At 63.0% G+C, this 15,042-nt stretch carries 12 protein-coding genes and 1 tRNA gene; 6 read left to right on the top strand and 7 right to left on the bottom strand.

Annotated elements, in window-relative coordinates; genetic code table 11:
* Positions 1 to 25: 25 nt before the first annotated feature.
* The 5 genes from HMPREF3009_RS06480 to HMPREF3009_RS06460 form a co-directional block, all read right to left on the bottom strand.
* Positions 26 to 98 (bottom strand) — tRNA-Arg (locus HMPREF3009_RS06480).
* Between the two features lie 71 nt (positions 99 to 169).
* Positions 170 to 448 carry a glutaredoxin domain-containing protein gene (locus tag HMPREF3009_RS06475; protein WP_049155191.1) on the bottom strand — a complete coding sequence of 93 codons (279 nt, stop codon included), beginning with the start codon at positions 446 to 448 and terminating at the stop codon, positions 170 to 172.
* On the bottom strand, positions 448 to 993 hold the full coding sequence (locus HMPREF3009_RS06470) for a dihydrofolate reductase (protein ID WP_049155189.1): 546 nt from the start codon (positions 991 to 993) through the stop codon (positions 448 to 450). Before HMPREF3009_RS06470 ends, HMPREF3009_RS06475 begins: the two co-directional genes overlap by 1 nt.
* Positions 993 to 1,817 carry a thymidylate synthase gene (locus HMPREF3009_RS06465; protein ID WP_049155187.1) on the bottom strand — a complete coding sequence of 275 codons (825 nt, stop codon included), beginning with the start codon at positions 1,815 to 1,817 and terminating at the stop codon, positions 993 to 995. Before HMPREF3009_RS06465 ends, HMPREF3009_RS06470 begins: the two co-directional genes overlap by 1 nt.
* A gap of 67 nt (positions 1,818 to 1,884) precedes the next feature.
* Positions 1,885 to 2,760, bottom strand: a complete 876-nt coding sequence (locus tag HMPREF3009_RS06460; protein WP_049155185.1) for an NAD-dependent epimerase/dehydratase family protein — start codon at positions 2,758 to 2,760, stop codon at positions 1,885 to 1,887.
* A 104-nt stretch (positions 2,761 to 2,864) separates the two neighbouring features.
* On the opposite strand from HMPREF3009_RS06460, the gene HMPREF3009_RS06455 reads away from it, so the two are divergent.
* Positions 2,865 to 3,533, top strand: coding sequence for a TetR/AcrR family transcriptional regulator (locus HMPREF3009_RS06455; protein WP_049155183.1), 669 nt, complete (start codon positions 2,865 to 2,867; stop codon positions 3,531 to 3,533).
* Positions 3,534 to 3,574: 41 nt separating this feature from the next.
* Here the strand turns inward: HMPREF3009_RS06455 and HMPREF3009_RS06450 are convergent, their stop codons facing one another.
* Complete coding sequence (locus tag HMPREF3009_RS06450) at positions 3,575 to 4,333, bottom strand: 3'(2'),5'-bisphosphate nucleotidase CysQ (protein ID WP_198531123.1); 759 nt, start codon at positions 4,331 to 4,333, stop codon at positions 3,575 to 3,577.
* Between the two features lie 34 nt (positions 4,334 to 4,367).
* Between HMPREF3009_RS06450 and HMPREF3009_RS06445 the strand changes: the two genes are divergently transcribed.
* From HMPREF3009_RS06445 to HMPREF3009_RS06425, 5 genes are all read left to right on the top strand, one after another.
* Complete coding sequence (locus HMPREF3009_RS06445; protein ID WP_070680840.1) at positions 4,368 to 9,308, top strand: Lhr family ATP-dependent helicase; 4,941 nt, start codon at positions 4,368 to 4,370, stop codon at positions 9,306 to 9,308.
* An 87-nt stretch (positions 9,309 to 9,395) separates the two neighbouring features.
* A complete protein-coding gene (locus HMPREF3009_RS06440; RefSeq protein WP_010187669.1) occupies positions 9,396 to 10,664 on the top strand; it encodes an alpha-hydroxy acid oxidase in 1,269 nt (422 codons plus the stop codon).
* Between the two features lie 27 nt (positions 10,665 to 10,691).
* Entirely contained in the window at positions 10,692 to 11,513 is an 822-nt protein-coding gene (locus HMPREF3009_RS06435; protein WP_070680837.1) for a DNA-formamidopyrimidine glycosylase family protein, read from the top strand.
* A 10-nt stretch (positions 11,514 to 11,523) separates the two neighbouring features.
* Positions 11,524 to 11,937 (top strand): YccF domain-containing protein, encoded by a 414-nt coding sequence (locus HMPREF3009_RS06430; RefSeq protein ID WP_070680835.1) that lies wholly within the window; start codon positions 11,524 to 11,526, stop codon positions 11,935 to 11,937.
* Between the two features lie 52 nt (positions 11,938 to 11,989).
* On the top strand, positions 11,990 to 13,057 hold the full coding sequence (locus HMPREF3009_RS06425) for an HNH endonuclease signature motif containing protein (RefSeq protein WP_070680832.1): 1,068 nt from the start codon (positions 11,990 to 11,992) through the stop codon (positions 13,055 to 13,057).
* A gap of 159 nt (positions 13,058 to 13,216) precedes the next feature.
* On the opposite strand, the gene pgi is transcribed toward HMPREF3009_RS06425, so the two are convergent.
* Positions 13,217 to 14,851, bottom strand: a complete 1,635-nt coding sequence (gene pgi, locus HMPREF3009_RS06420) for a glucose-6-phosphate isomerase (protein WP_070680829.1) — start codon at positions 14,849 to 14,851, stop codon at positions 13,217 to 13,219.
* Positions 14,852 to 15,042: the final 191 nt, after the last annotated feature.

The raw sequence follows: 15,042 nt of genomic DNA, 5'->3' as shown, positions 1-15,042 counted from the left end.
AACGATGTCTCGAGACTTCACAGCGTGCCCCAGAGAAGATTCGAACTTCCGACACCGGCTTTAGGAGAGCCGTGCTCTATCCCCTGAGCTACTGGGGCGGGGGTGCGTTGCGCACCTAAGTAAGATTAGCAGCCCTGCTTTAGGCGGCGGTAAATGCGTCGCCTTGGGTCTACTCGCCGGCCAGCTCCGCGTACTTGGCGCGAACCTCGCTGGCGGAAGGGTTGGTGGCGTGAGTGCCGTCGGAGTAGAGGACGGTTGGAACGATGCGATTGCCGTCGTTGACGGATTCAATCCAGGCGTTGATGTCGTCGGTGTTCTCACCTTCGACATCGACGAGCTCATATGGGGTTTCGGTGCGGTCCAGGTTTTTGATCAGCTTTACACAGAACGGGCACCAGTCAGCGAAGAAGATGGTGACGTGCTCAGTGGTTTCGGGGGTAGTTGCCATTATGCAGCAGCCTTTCTGTCGTAGGTGAGGAATCGGTATTTCATGGGCAGCTCGCTCGGGGGCTGGCCGGGAATGGTGAGGTGGCCTGATTCGGAGGTCAGCCAGTCACTATCGGCAGATAGGCTGAATTCTTCCGGAACGCTCGGGGCGAGTACGGCATCTGCGCCGTAGGCATCGCCGACTTGTACACCCATGAGGGTGAGCTCGATTGTATCCACGCGGTCGAGGGCGGAGCTATAAAGTTGGCCACCGCCGATGATCCAGGCGTCGCCGGGCGCGGTTTCGAGTGCGGCGTCGATGCTATCCACCACGGTGGCGCCCGCAGACCACTCGTCGGGCTCGCGGCTGGACAGCACGATGTTCTCCCGGCCCGGCAGCGGGCGGAACTTGGGGTTGAGGGATTCCCATGTCTTGCGGCCCATGATGACGGGCGCGCCCATGGTCACTTCCTTGAAGTGCTTGAGATCCTCCGGCACGTGCCAGGGCATGACCACGCCGTCACCAATGATGCCGTCAAGGGACTGGGCCCAGATTGCGCCCAGCATTAAACGGACACCTGCGCCTTGATGGTGGGGTGAGGGTCGTAGCCGATGACCTCAAAATCATCGAAGTCATAGGAGAACATGTCCTGCGCCTTGTGGAGCTTGAGCTGCGGGTATGCACGGGGCTCGCGAGAAAGCTGCTCCTTGACCTGTTCGATGTGGTCGTTGTAGATGTGGCAATCGCCGCCGGTCCAGATGAGCTCGCCCACCTTCAGGCCTGCTTGCTGTGCAAACATGTGGGTCAGCGCGGCATAGGAGGCCAAGTTGAAAGGAACGCCCAAGAACATGTCCGCGGAGCGTTGGTAGACCTGCATGGAGAGTGCACCGTCAGCGACGTAGAGCTGGAACAGCAGGTGGCAGGGCATGAGCGCCATCTTGTCCAGCTCAGAGACATTCCACGCGGAGACCAGGTTGCGGCGGGAATCCGGGTTGTTCTTGAGCGTGTCCAGGGCGGCCTGAATTTGGTCGATGTGCTGGCCATCCGGCGTGGGCCAGGAGCGCCATTGCACGCCGTAGACAGGGCCCAACTCACCGTCCTCATCGGCCCACTCGTTCCAGATGCGGACCTTGTTCTCCTGCAGCCACGTCACGTTGGATTCGCCGCGCAAGAACCACAGCAGCTCACCAATCACGCCGTGGAAGTAGACCTTCTTGGTGGTCAGCAGGGGAAAAGACTCCGCCAAGTTATAACGAAGTTGGGCACCGAACAGGGAGAGGGTACCGGTACCAGTGCGGTCGCCTTTGGGAGCGCCTTCTTCCAGGACGCGGCGCAGGAGGTCCTCATATGGTGTTGTGAGGGCTGAAGAAGCGGTGGGAGTGTCACTCATGATGTCCAAGTGTAGAACGTTGGAGAAATCTTAGGTAGAGCGGTAGGGGTACTGGTGATGAGATTTGTTATTTCGACAGCTGGGCTTGATAAATAACCTCTAGAGCCTCGTCGGTTGGGGTCGCCTGCCATGAGGACGTGGCGCCGGTAAGAATTGAGGGACGGTCCCACAGGTATCTCATTTCTTTCAGTCCTCGGAGGCCCGTGCTGGCAACGCCAGCTACTTTCAGCATCCATGGGTGAATAGTGATGGGGGAGTGTTGGCATCCGGCACGTCGAGCAAACTCAGCTTGAGTCAGAGCGGGAGCGCAAGGTGTGGAAATTATTGGGGGTGTCGAATCATCTAAAAGTGCGTCTGCCAACGCTCGTGCAAAGTCTGGAAGATACGTGACCGAGTGTTTAGCGTGTGCGTTAAAAAGAGCAAGGGGACGCTTCTTCCCAATGATGAGCTGATGGTAGACGCATCCGGGGCCGGCATCTGGTCCGTACAGATCGGCCGCGATTACCGAGGTAGTGCGCGAGGGGGAGGCTAAGCGGTTCTCGATTAGGGTCGCTCGAACACCGGGTTTTCCATTGCGAGATCGGGTGAGGGGAGTATCAGGCGAAATCACCTCGTAAGTCTGGTCGAACCCATACATCGATTCGGGGAAGACGACGGGGATGCCTAGTTGGGTGGCTACCTTCAGCACGGTTTCTTCAGCTGGAATGAGTAGGTCGCGCCACTTTTGTGCGTCATATGGGGCGTGGATGCAGTGGGCAATGCCGTCGATCTGGTCTGGGTAGGCGTCACTGTATGTTGCGTCGCCCTTCTTGAAATCAACGTTTTCACTGGTGGCGAATTGGGGCTGTCGCCGCGTCATGATTGTGCATGTGTGCCCTCTTTTTGCGAGTTCACGTGATAGTGCACGGCCAACGGGGCCCGCGCCGGTGATGAGAAAGTGCATTGAGTGTCCTCCACTCTTATTAGTGACTGGTGCTCTCTAAGGCTATAGGTGCACTCGGCTACCGTCAAGAGCAGTGCTCTCTTTTGTGTTGATATAGTTTTCATATGTCGATGACACCAAGAGCGCGTGCTCGCGAAGAGACGATGTCGCGCATTGTTGAGCTCGGACGAAAGCAGCTTGATGCAGGTGGCCCAGAAGCCTTGAATCTGCGTGCAATTGCTCGTGATTTGGGGATAGTTTCTTCGGGTATCTACCGCTATGTGCCCGACAGGGCCCACCTATTAACGATGCTGATTATCGATGCGTTTGAAGCGCTCGATGGCGCCGTTGCCCAAGGAGTGGGTGCGGCCACTGGGACGCGAGCTAAATTCGTGAGCCTTGTGGCCGCTATGAGGATGTGGGCTTTGAAATTTCCTCAAAGGTGGGCGCTTATTTACGGCACGCCCATCATTGGATACGAAGCGCCCGCCTCAGAAACAACGGGTGCGGGTACAAAAGTTAGTCGGCGACTAGCCGTTTTGTTAACTGAGACCTCGGTTAAAGAGTTAGAACCGCGTTCCTCTCAGCTCTCGCAAGACCTTGCGGCGGCATCTGATGAGCTTGATGTGGAACTTCCCGCTGACGTCATGGAAAAGGCGCTTGAGGCGTGGATACAGATAATTGGCGTGATTAATGCCGAGGTTTTCGGTTACCTCGGCAAAGACACACTAAATGACTACCACGAGTTTCATGCTCGAATGGTTGCTCGTCTTGCAGACGAGTTGGGACTTTGACTTAGCGGCGCTGCGTAGGAGGGGAACACCACACAAGAACCCTAGTACCCGCCGTTGGCCTCCGCGTAGGCGGCGGCGTGCTCCAGAATCTCGTCTGCTAGCTCGGGGCGGCAGATTAAAAGATCCGGAATGAAGGTGTCCTCATTGTTGAACTTGATGGGGGAGCCGTCCAGGCGCGAGCAGTGCAGGCCCGCGGCCAAGGCCACGCCCACCGGGGCGGCCTGGTCCCACTCGTACTGACCGCCGGCGTGGATATAACCGTCATAGTCACCCAACAGCACGTGGATGGCCTTCGCGCCTGCGGAGCCCGCGCCGACCGTCTCAAAGCCCATCTTCTCCGCGACGTAATCCGCCACCTTCGGCGGGCGGTTGCGGGAAACCACGAATTTCTTGGACAGCGGGCCGGTCACCGCGCGCACTTCGGAAGACTTAAAGGTCACGCCCATGTCTGGCATGCCGACTGCCGCGTGGGTAGGGGTGCCGTTTTCGACCAGCGCGATGTGAACGGCCCAGTCCTGGCGGCCGGTGGCGAACTCCTTGGTGCCGTCGAGCGGGTCAATGATCCAGACGCGTTCCTTCTTCAAGCGGCTCAAGTCATCGGCAGCCTCTTCCGACAGGACGCCATCCTGCGGGCGGTGCTGCTCAAGGACGCGGGCGATCCATTCCTGAGCGGCTTCATCGCCGGCATCACCCAGCGCCAAGCCGCGCAGCAGGCCACCGTTGCGCACGCCTTTGAGGATCTCGCCGCAGCCTTCGGCGAGGGAGTTGGTTAGACGGGAATCAGAAATCTCAACGGTCATAGTGACCAGATTAGCGCGCGCGATACAGTAGGGCATGTCCAAAAACGTTCTGGCGAAGTTCCGCCCGCAGGTGGCCGGTTGGTTCCAGGACGTTTTCGCCGCCCCCACCCCAGTACAAGAACAAGCGTGGCAGGCTATTTCCGGCGGCGCGAACGCACTGGTTGTAGCACCAACCGGCTCCGGTAAGACGCTCGCGGCATTTCTGTGGGCGCTGAATTCTTTGGTGGAGCGCGAAGGCCAGACCGCCCTGCCGCTGAGTACTGAGCCCTCCCGCGAGGGAGCTCATGATGGCGTGAGAGTGCTGTATATCTCACCACTAAAGGCCTTGGGCGTGGATGTGGAGAATAATCTGCGCGCCCCGCTCAACGGCATTGCCCGCACCGCCGAGCGGCTGGGCCTGGAGGTACCGGATATTACCGTTGGTGTGCGCTCCGGCGATACCCCGCAGGCTGAGCGCGCCCGCCAGGTGCGCAAGCCACCGGACATCCTCATCACCACGCCGGAATCGGCCTACCTCATGCTCACCTCCAAGGCAGCGGGGATTTTGAAGACCGTGGATACCGTCATCATCGACGAGATCCACGCCTTGGCCGGCACCAAGCGCGGCGTGCACCTGGCGCTGACCTTGGAGCGCCTCGGGCTCATCGCCGGGGAGTTTCAGCGCATTGGTTTGTCGGCGACGGTGCGCCCGCTGAGTGCTGTCGCCAACTTCTTGGGTGGCGACCGCCCCGTGGATATCATCGCGCCACCGGCGAAGAAGCGATGGCAGCTCGACGTCCACGTGCCGGTCGAGGACATGTCGGACCTGCCCACCCCGGAGCAGGGCTCGCCCATCGGGGAGGCGACTGTCGACGACCCCCTGGGCATCACCGAAGGCCCCCAAGACGCGGTACGCGTGCACGCGTACCGCAAGGAAGAAGGCGGGGTGGGAGACTCCGCCCTGCCCACGGCGAAGTCCATCTGGCCCTTCATCGAAGAAGAACTCTACGCCGAAATCACGGAGCAGCGCTCCACCCTCGTCTTCGTTAACTCGCGTCGCACCGCCGAGCGGCTCACCAGCCGGCTCAACGAGCTCTATGCCCAGGAGCACGATCCAGAGTCCTTGAGCCCAGCGACCCGGCGCGATCCGGCCCAACTGATGAAGCAGGTGGACGTCGCCGGGAAGGCTCCTGCGGTTATTGCCCGCGCGCACCACGGCTCGGTGTCCAAGGATGAGCGCGCGTTGACGGAAACCATGCTTAAAGAAGGCACGCTCAAGGCCGTAGTAGCCACGAGCTCGCTGGAACTGGGCATCGACATGGGCGCGGTGGAGCTGGTGGTGCAGGTGGAGTCCCCGCCCTCGGTGGCCTCCGGTCTGCAGCGCGTGGGCCGCGCCGGGCACTCGGTCGGCGCGGTGTCGCACGGCTCCTTCTACCCCAAACATCGCGCGGACCTCGTGCAATCAGCACTCACCGTCGCCCGCATGGAGGAGGGCCTCATCGAGGAAATGCACTCCCCGCGCAACCCGTTGGATGTCTTGGCACAGCAGACGGTGGCGGCGGTGGTGGCGTCGGCAAGCGCGGGCACGAGTGAGGGACTAGAGGCCGACACATGGTACGACACCGTGCGCCGCGCCTGGCCTTATAAGGACCTGGCGCGCGAGGTTTTCGACTCCGTGCTGGACCTGGTGAGTGGTGTGTATCCCTCGACGGATTTTGCGGAGTTGAAACCGCGGGTGGTCTATGACCGTGTGACGGGCGTGCTGACCCCGCGCCCCGGCGCACAGCGTGTGGCGGTGACCAACGGCGGCACCATTCCGGACCGCGGCATGTTCGGGGTGTTCCTAGTGGGAACTGGTGAGGCCGGTTCCGCGCCGCGCCGCGTGGGTGAGCTCGATGAGGAAATGGTTTATGAAACCCGGGTGGGGGATATCTTCACCCTCGGCGCGACGAGCTGGCGCGTGGAGGAGATTACGCGCGACCAGGTGCTGGTGACACCCGCGCCGGGGCACACGGGGCGTTTGCCTTTCTGGAACGGTGACTCCGCGGGGCGGCCCTATGAGCTGGGTAAGGCGCTGGGGGCATTCCGGCGTGAAGCATTTTCGGACCCCTCCGTGGTGCGCGGCGCCGATGAGAACGCGCGGCGCAACATCGCCGCCTACCTGCACGAGCAGAACGAGGCCACCGGGCTCATCCCGGATGAGAAGACGCTGCTGCTAGAGCGATTCACGGATGAGCTGGGGGATTGGCGCGTGCTGCTGCACACCCCGTTTGGCAGGCCGGTGAATGCGGCGTGGGCGCTGGCGGTGGGCCAGCGCGTGGCGGAGCGCACCGGTATGGACGCCCAGGCCGTGGCGGGCGATGACGGCATCGTGCTGCGCCTGCCGCAGGGTGAGGCGGACCCGGATGCCGCGCTGTTTCTTTTCGACGCCGATGAGATCGCCGACATCGTCACCGAGCAGGTGGGAAACTCCGCGCTCTTTGCTTCTCGTTTCCGGGAGTGCGCGGCGCGAGCGCTGCTTCTGCCGCGGCGTAACCCCGGCAAGCGCGCGCCGTTGTGGCAGCAGCGCCAGCGCGCGGAGCAGCTTCTCGACGTCGCCCGCAACTACCCCTCTTTCCCCATCATCCTGGAAACCGTTCGGGAGTGCGTGCAGGATGTCTATGACCTGCCGGCGCTGACGGAGGTCATGCGGGAGCTGGCGCACCGTCGCATTCGCATCGCGGAGGTCACCACGGAGCAGCCTTCGCCGTTCGCATCTTCGCTGCTGTTCAACTACACCGGCGCATTCATATACGAGGGGGACTCGCCCCTGGCGGAAAAGCGCGCGGCGGCCCTGGCGCTGGACCCGGCGCTGTTGGCGAAGCTTTTGGGCACGGTGGAGTTGCGCGAGCTTCTCGACGGCTCCATCATCGCCGAGGTCCATGCCCAGCTACAGCGCACCACCCTGGAACGCCAGGCGCGCACCACCGAGGAGGTCGCGGACCTCCTGCGCGTGCTGGGCCCCATCCCGGTCGAGGAGTTCGGTGCGCACGCCACGGTGCCATTGAGCGCACTCGATGCTCTCGGTGCACGCATTATGCGGGTGCGCATCAACGGCCGCGAGCACGTGGCCCAAGCGCTCGATGCGCCGCTGCTTCGCGACGGCCTGGGCATCCCCGTCCCGCCCGGCATCCCCGCCCAGCAGGCCACGATTACCGACGCCCTGGATCAGTTAATCAGCCGCTGGGCGCGCACGCGCGGGCCGTTTGTGGCGCGCGATGTGCAGGAGGCCTTTGGCTTGTCGGCCGCGGTGGCGCACTCGACGCTCAACGGTCTGGACTCCATCCTGGCGGGGCACTACCGGCAAGGCGTGGAGGAACAGGAATACTGCGCGGCTGAAGTTCTCAAGGTCATCCGCTCGCGCTCGCTGGCGGCAGCCCGGGCGGCCACGCAGCCGGTCTCGCCTGCAGCCTTCGGGCGCTTCCTCCCGGACTGGCAGCAGGTGGCCGCGGTAGGTCGGCGCCCTGTGCTGCGCGGGGTGGACGGCGTCTTTGCCGTCATTGAGCAGCTAGCCGGCGTGCGCCTGCCGGCCTCTGCCTGGGAGAGCCTTATCTTGCCTGCGCGAGTGGGGGACTATTCGCCGACGATGCTCGATGAGCTCACCGCCAGCGGCGAGGTTCTCATCGTGGGCGCGGGTAAGGCTGGCTCCAACGACCCGTGGATCATGCTGCTGCCGGCGGACTATGCCGCGCAGCTTGCCCCGCAGGTTTCTGCGGAGGAAGCGGGCTTGTCCATGCTGCAAACCCAGCTGCTGGAGGCCTTGCAGGGCGGCGGCAGCTACCTCATTTCCGATATCCAACCGCAGCTGAGCGGTACGGCCGAGGAGGTTCGCGAGGCCCTCTGGGGTCTGGTGGAGGCAGGGCTAGTCAGCCCCGATTCCTTCGCTCCTATCCGCGCGCACTTGGTGACGGGGAACGCGGGGCGTACGGCGCATCGCGCGCGGCGTCGGCCATCGCGCTCGCGCCTGCGCATGGGGCGCACGTCCTTTGCGCAATCGCTCAATGTGTCTGGTGCGCAGGCCGCACCAGACGTGGTGGGGCGGTGGTCGCTATCCGTTCCCGCGGCCACGGATGCAACGTCGCGCTCCATCGCGCACGGCGAGGCTTGGCTGGACCGCTATGGCGTGCTCACCCGCGGATCCGTGGTGGCCGAGGACGTCTTGGGAGGTTTCGCCCTGGCCTATAAGGTGCTCTCCGGTTTCGAGGAATCCGGCAAGGCGATGCGCGGCTACGTCATCGAGGGCTTGGGTGCCGCGCAGTTCTCCACGCCCGCGGTCATTGACCGCCTACGCGGGGTGGATGATTCCCCCGACGTCACGGGCTGGCCCTCCGGCACCCGCGAACCGCAGGCCTATGTCCTGGCCGCGACCGACCCTGCCAACCCCTACGGCGCGGCGCTGCCCTGGCCCACTACCGATGCCGGCGAATCCGCGGCCCGCCCCACCCGCGCCGCGGGTGCCTTGGTGGTGCTCATGGATGGACTGCCGGTGGCTCACCTGACCCGGGGCGGAAAGACGTTGACCACGTTCTTCAACGCTTTGCCCGAGGGAATCGAGCGCACCGAGGTACTAGCCGCAGTGCTTGCAGGCCTCAACGAGCTGGTGGCCGCCGGGCGCTTGAACAAGCTGGTCATTGAGAAAGCGAACGGGCGGCCCATCTTCGAGTCGAAGCTGGGCGGTGAGCTGCGCGCACTGGGCGCGGCACTGACCCCGAAGGGCGTGCGGATTACTGGCTCTGCCCACACCGCCTCTTCCGGCCGTGCAGGACAGCACGGCAAATCTGGAGAAGCCACGCGCTCCGCTGAACCTTACCGTCCCGCACGTCGCGGTGGGCGCCGCGCCGTCGAGGCGATGGAGGAGCTGTCCTTCGATGATCCGGAGGATTCCACTGAGTCTGGTGGCCCATCGACTGCACCGGGAAGCCCAGGCGGTTTTCGCCCGCGTCGGCGACGCCGCTGAATGTTAAACCTCAGCGTTTGGGTGCGGGCATTTCAGAGGTCTAACCTCAGAAGTTGATAGCCCAATAGAAAAAGGAGTCCTGTCGCCATGCGGCTGAAGCGCCAACTGCCCAACGTGTCCGAGTTGAAGAACCTCATGCGGTTCGAAGCACCCAACCTCGATCGCCGGGCTGCACGCCTGGCGGAAGCCGCTGACGTGTGGGACCTGCGCAAGATTGCCAAGCGCCGCACACCCAAGGCCGCCTTCGACTACGTCGATGGTGCCGCCCGCGACGAGGTCAGCTACCGCGAGTCCCGCGATTTCTTCCGTGATGTGCGCCTCATGCCCAACGTGCTCAACGGTGCGAACGACATCTCCTTGAGCACCGAGATCGCCGGCGAGCCCGCGGCCCTGCCTTTCGGCATCGCGCCAACCGGCTTTACCCGCTTCATGCATGCCGAGGGCGAAGACGCCGGCAGCCAGGCTGCCCGCGATGCGGGAATCCCATTCACCTTGTCCACGATGGGCACGCGCTCGGTCGAGGAGGTCGCAGCGTCGCAAGGCAATAGCGGGCGCCGCTGGTTCCAGCTCTACCTGTGGAAGGATCACTCCGCCTGCCAGGAACTCATCGAACGCGCTGCCGCCAACGGCTATGACACCCTCGTGGTCACCGTGGATACGCCCGTGGCGGGCCAGCGTCTGCGCGATACCCGTAACGGCATGCGCATCCCGCCGCGCCTGACCGCCGGCACCGTCTTCGACGCCGCGTGGCGCCCCGAGTGGTGGTTCAACTTCCTCACCACGGACCCGGTCACCTTTGCCTCCCTGACCTCGACCACCGGCACACTAGGCGAGCTGGTCAACACCATGTTTGACCCAGGCCTCAACTTCGAGGACCTAGCGTGGATTCGCAAGCAGTGGACGGGCAAGCTCTTCGTCAAGGGAATCGTCAACCCCGAGGACGCCCGCAAGGTCATCGACCTTGGCGCCGACGGCATCGTGGTCTCCTCCCACGGCGGGCGCCAGCTCGACCGCGTGGTCAACACCCTCCAAGCCCTTGAGGCCGTGCGCGCGGAGGTAGGCCCGGACGTGGAGATCATCTACGACTCCGGCATTATGTCCGGCGTCGACATCGCCATTGCGCTGTCTCTGGGTGCGGATTTCGTCCTCATCGGCCGCGCCTACCTCTACGGGCTGATGGCCGGCGGCAAGGAAGGCGTCGACCGCGTCATTGAGCTGCTCGCGGAGGAGTTCAAGAACACCCTCCAGCTGCTCGGCGTGAAGAAGATCGAAGACCTTTCCCGCCAGCACGTGGTCACCCCGTGGGAGCCGGGTGCGCTGGCATTCGGTGAAGGAAGGAACACGCCGGTAGAGTAGGCACCCGTTTGGTGAGGAGGTTCTGCTGTGCCCGAGGGTGATTCCGTACTGCAGCTGTCGAATCGGCTGCAGTTCATGGAAGGCCGGCGCGTAACCTCCTCCTCCCTGCGCGTGCCGCGCTATGCCACCGTGCGTTTCGACGGGCTCGTATGCGAGGAGGTCTGGCCCTATGGCAAGCACCTCTTCATGGATTTCGGCGGCGAGCTCATCCTGCATACCCACCTCAAGATGGAGGGCACATGGGCCATCCACTATGCCGGCGACCGCTGGCGCAAGCCCGGGCACAGCGCGCGCGTGGTGCTGCAGATGGAGAATACCCCGCGTGATATTGAGCTGGTGGGGCACTGGCTAGGGCTGGTCGAGGTCTTTCCAGCCCGCGAGTTTGAGCAGCGCCTGGCGCACCTAGGCCCCGACATCCTCGCGCCAGAATGGGCGGAAGGCGGCTTTGAGGAGGCCGTACACCGCATCGAGTTGCGCCCCGAGCGCAGCATCGGCGCGGCCCTCCTGGACCAGCGCAACGTGGCAGGCTTGGGCAACGAATACCGCGCCGAGGTCTGCTTCCTGGCCGGCGTTCATCCAGCAACACCTGTAGCGCTTGTCGACGTCCCCCAGATCCTCACCATCTCCCGCCGCCTCATCTGGGCCAATCGAGACTCGCCGGTACGTGTGACCACCGGCGTGAAAAGGGCAGGGGAGACCACCTATGTCTTCGGACGCAACCGTCAGCGCTGCCGACGCTGCGGCACGCTCATTGAGAAATCCACGCTGGGTGGTGTGGACGCCGGCGGCGATGAAGGGGAGTTAGAGCGCATCATCTGGTGGTGCCCGCACTGCCAGCCGCGTCGCTAGGCTGGGATGCATGAAGATCATTTTGAACATCATCTGGTTGGCAACTGGTGGCCTTGTCCTCGCACTGGGCTACTTCCTCCTCGGCATCCTGGCCTGCATCCCCGTCGTGACGATTCCTGCCGGTGTGGCCTCGATGCGTATGGCGAATTTCGCGCTGTGGCCCTTTGGGCGCTCCGTCATTCAACCGGTCAAAGGCACCGGTGGCATGTCTCGGTTCTCTAACGCTGTCTGGTTCCTTGTCGCTGGCCTGTGGTTGGCTATCGGCCACGTCACCACTGCAGCGGCGCAGGCAGTGACCATCGTGGGCATCCCGGTGGCTCTGGCCAACCTGAAGATGATCCCGGTGACGTGCTTCCCGTTCGGCCGCAAGATTGTCGATTCTGATGAGATCCCCTTCGGCTGGGAGTCGATGATCAAGCTCTAAAATCTCTGTCTCCGGTTGCGGGGTTGCCAAGGGTGCTTTAGTGTTCTGAGGCATGGGGGATTTAGAGACCTATTTCTCCTACCGCAACTCGGGGATTTCTTTGGTGGAGCAGGCGGTAGGAGGGGAGAAACGCTTACGCGCACTCGGCGCTTCACCTGCCGATGCCGCCGAATTGGCTGGCTTGAACCACATCTACTTCGGCGCTACCAAGTTCACGGGTAAGCAACGCACTGCCCGCAGCCGAGCCGCCGAACAGCGCCATGATCTGGCCACGTTAAGCCTCATTGAGTCCTACACGAAGAAGCTGAAGAACCAGCTGCATGCCTGGAACCTACGGATCAAGCTCGCCGGCACATCAGCATTGAACATCCCAGCCGTGGCGGCCAAGCGCTTAAAAGAGCTCAAGCCCAAACGCGTGCCCACACCTGGTGTGCGCATGACCTATCGCGCTGATGGTCCGCACTCGCTGACCATTACCGATGACCCCATGACCGTGACCGAGATGCGCGGCGTGCTGGAATCCATCAACCAGAACAACCTGCTGGAAGCAGCCAACCACGTCTTCTTCAACAAATCCCATGGCGGAACCAAACCAGCCGTGCTCACCAGCGTCGTTGTCACCTTGGACAAGCTCGACAAGATTGTGAGCGGCGACGGCGATGACATCGTCCTTGAGCTGACCAATGGCGGCCGCATGACCGGCACGGAATTTCTGAACTATAAGTTTGCCGAGATCGGCTACGTCACCCTCATCCACCCCGCGATCGGGCCGGTGTGGCTGCACCGGATGAAGCGTTTAGCCGGGTTTGAGCAGCGCATCATGGCCAGTGCTGAACATCCCACCTGTGCCAGGAAGGGCTGTAATAAACCTGCTGATTATGCCCAGGTGCATCACCTCGTGCCGTGGAAGGCAGGAGGGGCTACCAACCCGCCGAATCTGACCATGTTGTGCGCCTATCACAACGGGGTCAACGATGACGACCCGGAGAAACCAACAGGTGCTGGCTACGTGTTTAGGATTCGCGGCGATGTGGACTACATCCCGCCCTGGGGAGAACCAATCACCGCTCAAGTGGCATATCAAGCCGCACAACGCGGACTCGGACCGCCCGGCGGGTAAATCGCCACGCGGGCGAGCCCACGGGGGCCGCCCGATAGGTAAATCCTCACGTGGGCGCCCACAGGGCCTCCGCGGCGTTGGCGATCCCGCACGTCGATTGCGCGTCAAAAACGGGTGAACCCCCGACCGTTCGGCCGGGGGGACGTCGCCAAGCAGTGCTTAGCGGTGCTTGCGGTACCAACCGATCAGAGCATCGGTGGAACCATCGCCGGATGCGGCCTCCTCCTTGCCGGAGACTGCCGGTGCCAGGTCATTAGCCTGCTGCTTGCCCAGCTCCACGCCCCACTGGTCGAAGGAGTTGATGTCCCAAATGATGCCCTGGGTGAACACGATGTGCTCGTAGAGCGCGATCAGCGCGCCGAGGGCCTGCGGGGTGAGTTCCTCCGCCAGAATCGTGGTGGTGGGGCGGTTGCCCGGCATCACCTTGTGCGGAACGAGGGCTTCGTCTACGCCCTCAGAGGCAATCTCTTCCGCCGTCTTACCAAAGGCCAAGACCTTGGTCTGCGCGAAGAAGTTGCCCATGAGCAGGTCATGCATCGAACCGGTGCCGTCGGCGGTGGGGAAGTCCTCCTTCGGGCGGGCAAAGCCGATGAAGTCCGCCGGGATGAGCTTGGTGCCCTGGTGCATGAGCTGGAAGAAGGCATGCTGGCCGTTGGTGCCCGGCTCGCCCCAGTAAATCTCACCGGTCCCGGCGCTCACGGCGGTGCCGTCGCGGCGCACGGACTTGCCGTTGGACTCCATGGTCAGCTGCTGCAGGTAGGCCGGGAAGCGTCCGAGGTCCTCGGAGTAGGGCAGCACCGCATGGGTTTGCGCGCCGAAGAAGTTGGAGTACCAGACGCCGAGCAGACCCATCAGCGCCGGAACGTTTTGCTCCAGGGGCGCGGTGCGGAAGTGCTCATCCATGGCGTGGAAGCCCTCGAGGAAGCGCATGAAGTCCAGCGGGCCGATGGTGCACATCAGCGACAGGCCAATGGCGGAGTCGACGGAGTAGCGCCCGCCCACCCAGTTCCAGAAGCCAAACATGTTCTGGGTGTCGATGCCGAACTCCGCGACCTTCTCCGCGTTGGTGGACACCGCAACGAAGTGCTTGGCGACGGCCGACTCGTCACCATCAAACTGCTCAATCAGCCAGCGGCGTGCGGCGTGAGCGTTGGCCAGGGTTTCCTGGGTGGTGAAGGTCTTGGAGGCCACGATGAAGAGGGTGGAGCCGGCGTCGAGGCCGTCGAGAGTCGCGGCGAGATCCGCCGGGTCGACGTTGGAGACGAACTCCGCGCTAATGCCCGCCACTTCGTAGGAGCGCAGCGCCTTGGCTGCCATGGCCGGGCCCAAGTCGGAGCCGCCGATGCCGATGTTGACCACCTTTTTGATGGTGTGTCCGGTGTGGCCAAGCCACTTGCCGGAGCGCAGCGCAGTGGCGAAGTCGCGCATGCGGCCCAGCACCTCGTGGACGTCGGCAGCGACGTCCTGGCCGTCGACGCTCAAGTCCTTCTCCACGGGCAGGCGCAGCGCGGTGTGCAACACGGCGCGATCCTCGGTGTTGTTGAGGTGCTCGCCGGCGAACATTGCGTCGCGGCGCCCCTCGACGTCGGCAGCCCGGGCGAGGTCCACCAGTGCGGTGACTACTTCCTCATCGATGAGGTTCTTCGACAGATCCACGTGCAGGCCCGCGGCGTCGAAAGAATAGTCTGCGGCGCGGGAAGCGGAGTTAGCAAAAAGCTCACGCAGGTTGAGGTCCTTCTTGCTTTCAAAAAGCGAGGTGAGCGCGGCCCACTGCGGCTGAGCGGTGATGTCCATTGCAAAAGCCTTTCTGGCAGGTAGCAGACATGAAACTTACTGTGTCCACCGTAGTCCAGAAATCCCTTCGCTGCCGAGGCAGAAGACCGTACTGCGTTGAGCTAGGAGTAGAGCTTCAGGTTGAATTGCTCCATCGTGTTTCCGATCTCCATGGCACCAGTTGGGTGAGGTTACCCTCGTTTAGTGGACAC

It is taken from the genome of Corynebacterium sp. HMSC034H07 (assembly GCF_001815175.1).
GTDB classification, from domain to species: Bacteria; Actinomycetota; Actinomycetes; order Mycobacteriales; family Mycobacteriaceae; genus Corynebacterium; species Corynebacterium hiratae.
Note: the sequence above shows the minus strand (reverse complement) of the source record. Positions and strands in the feature narration are given on the sequence as shown.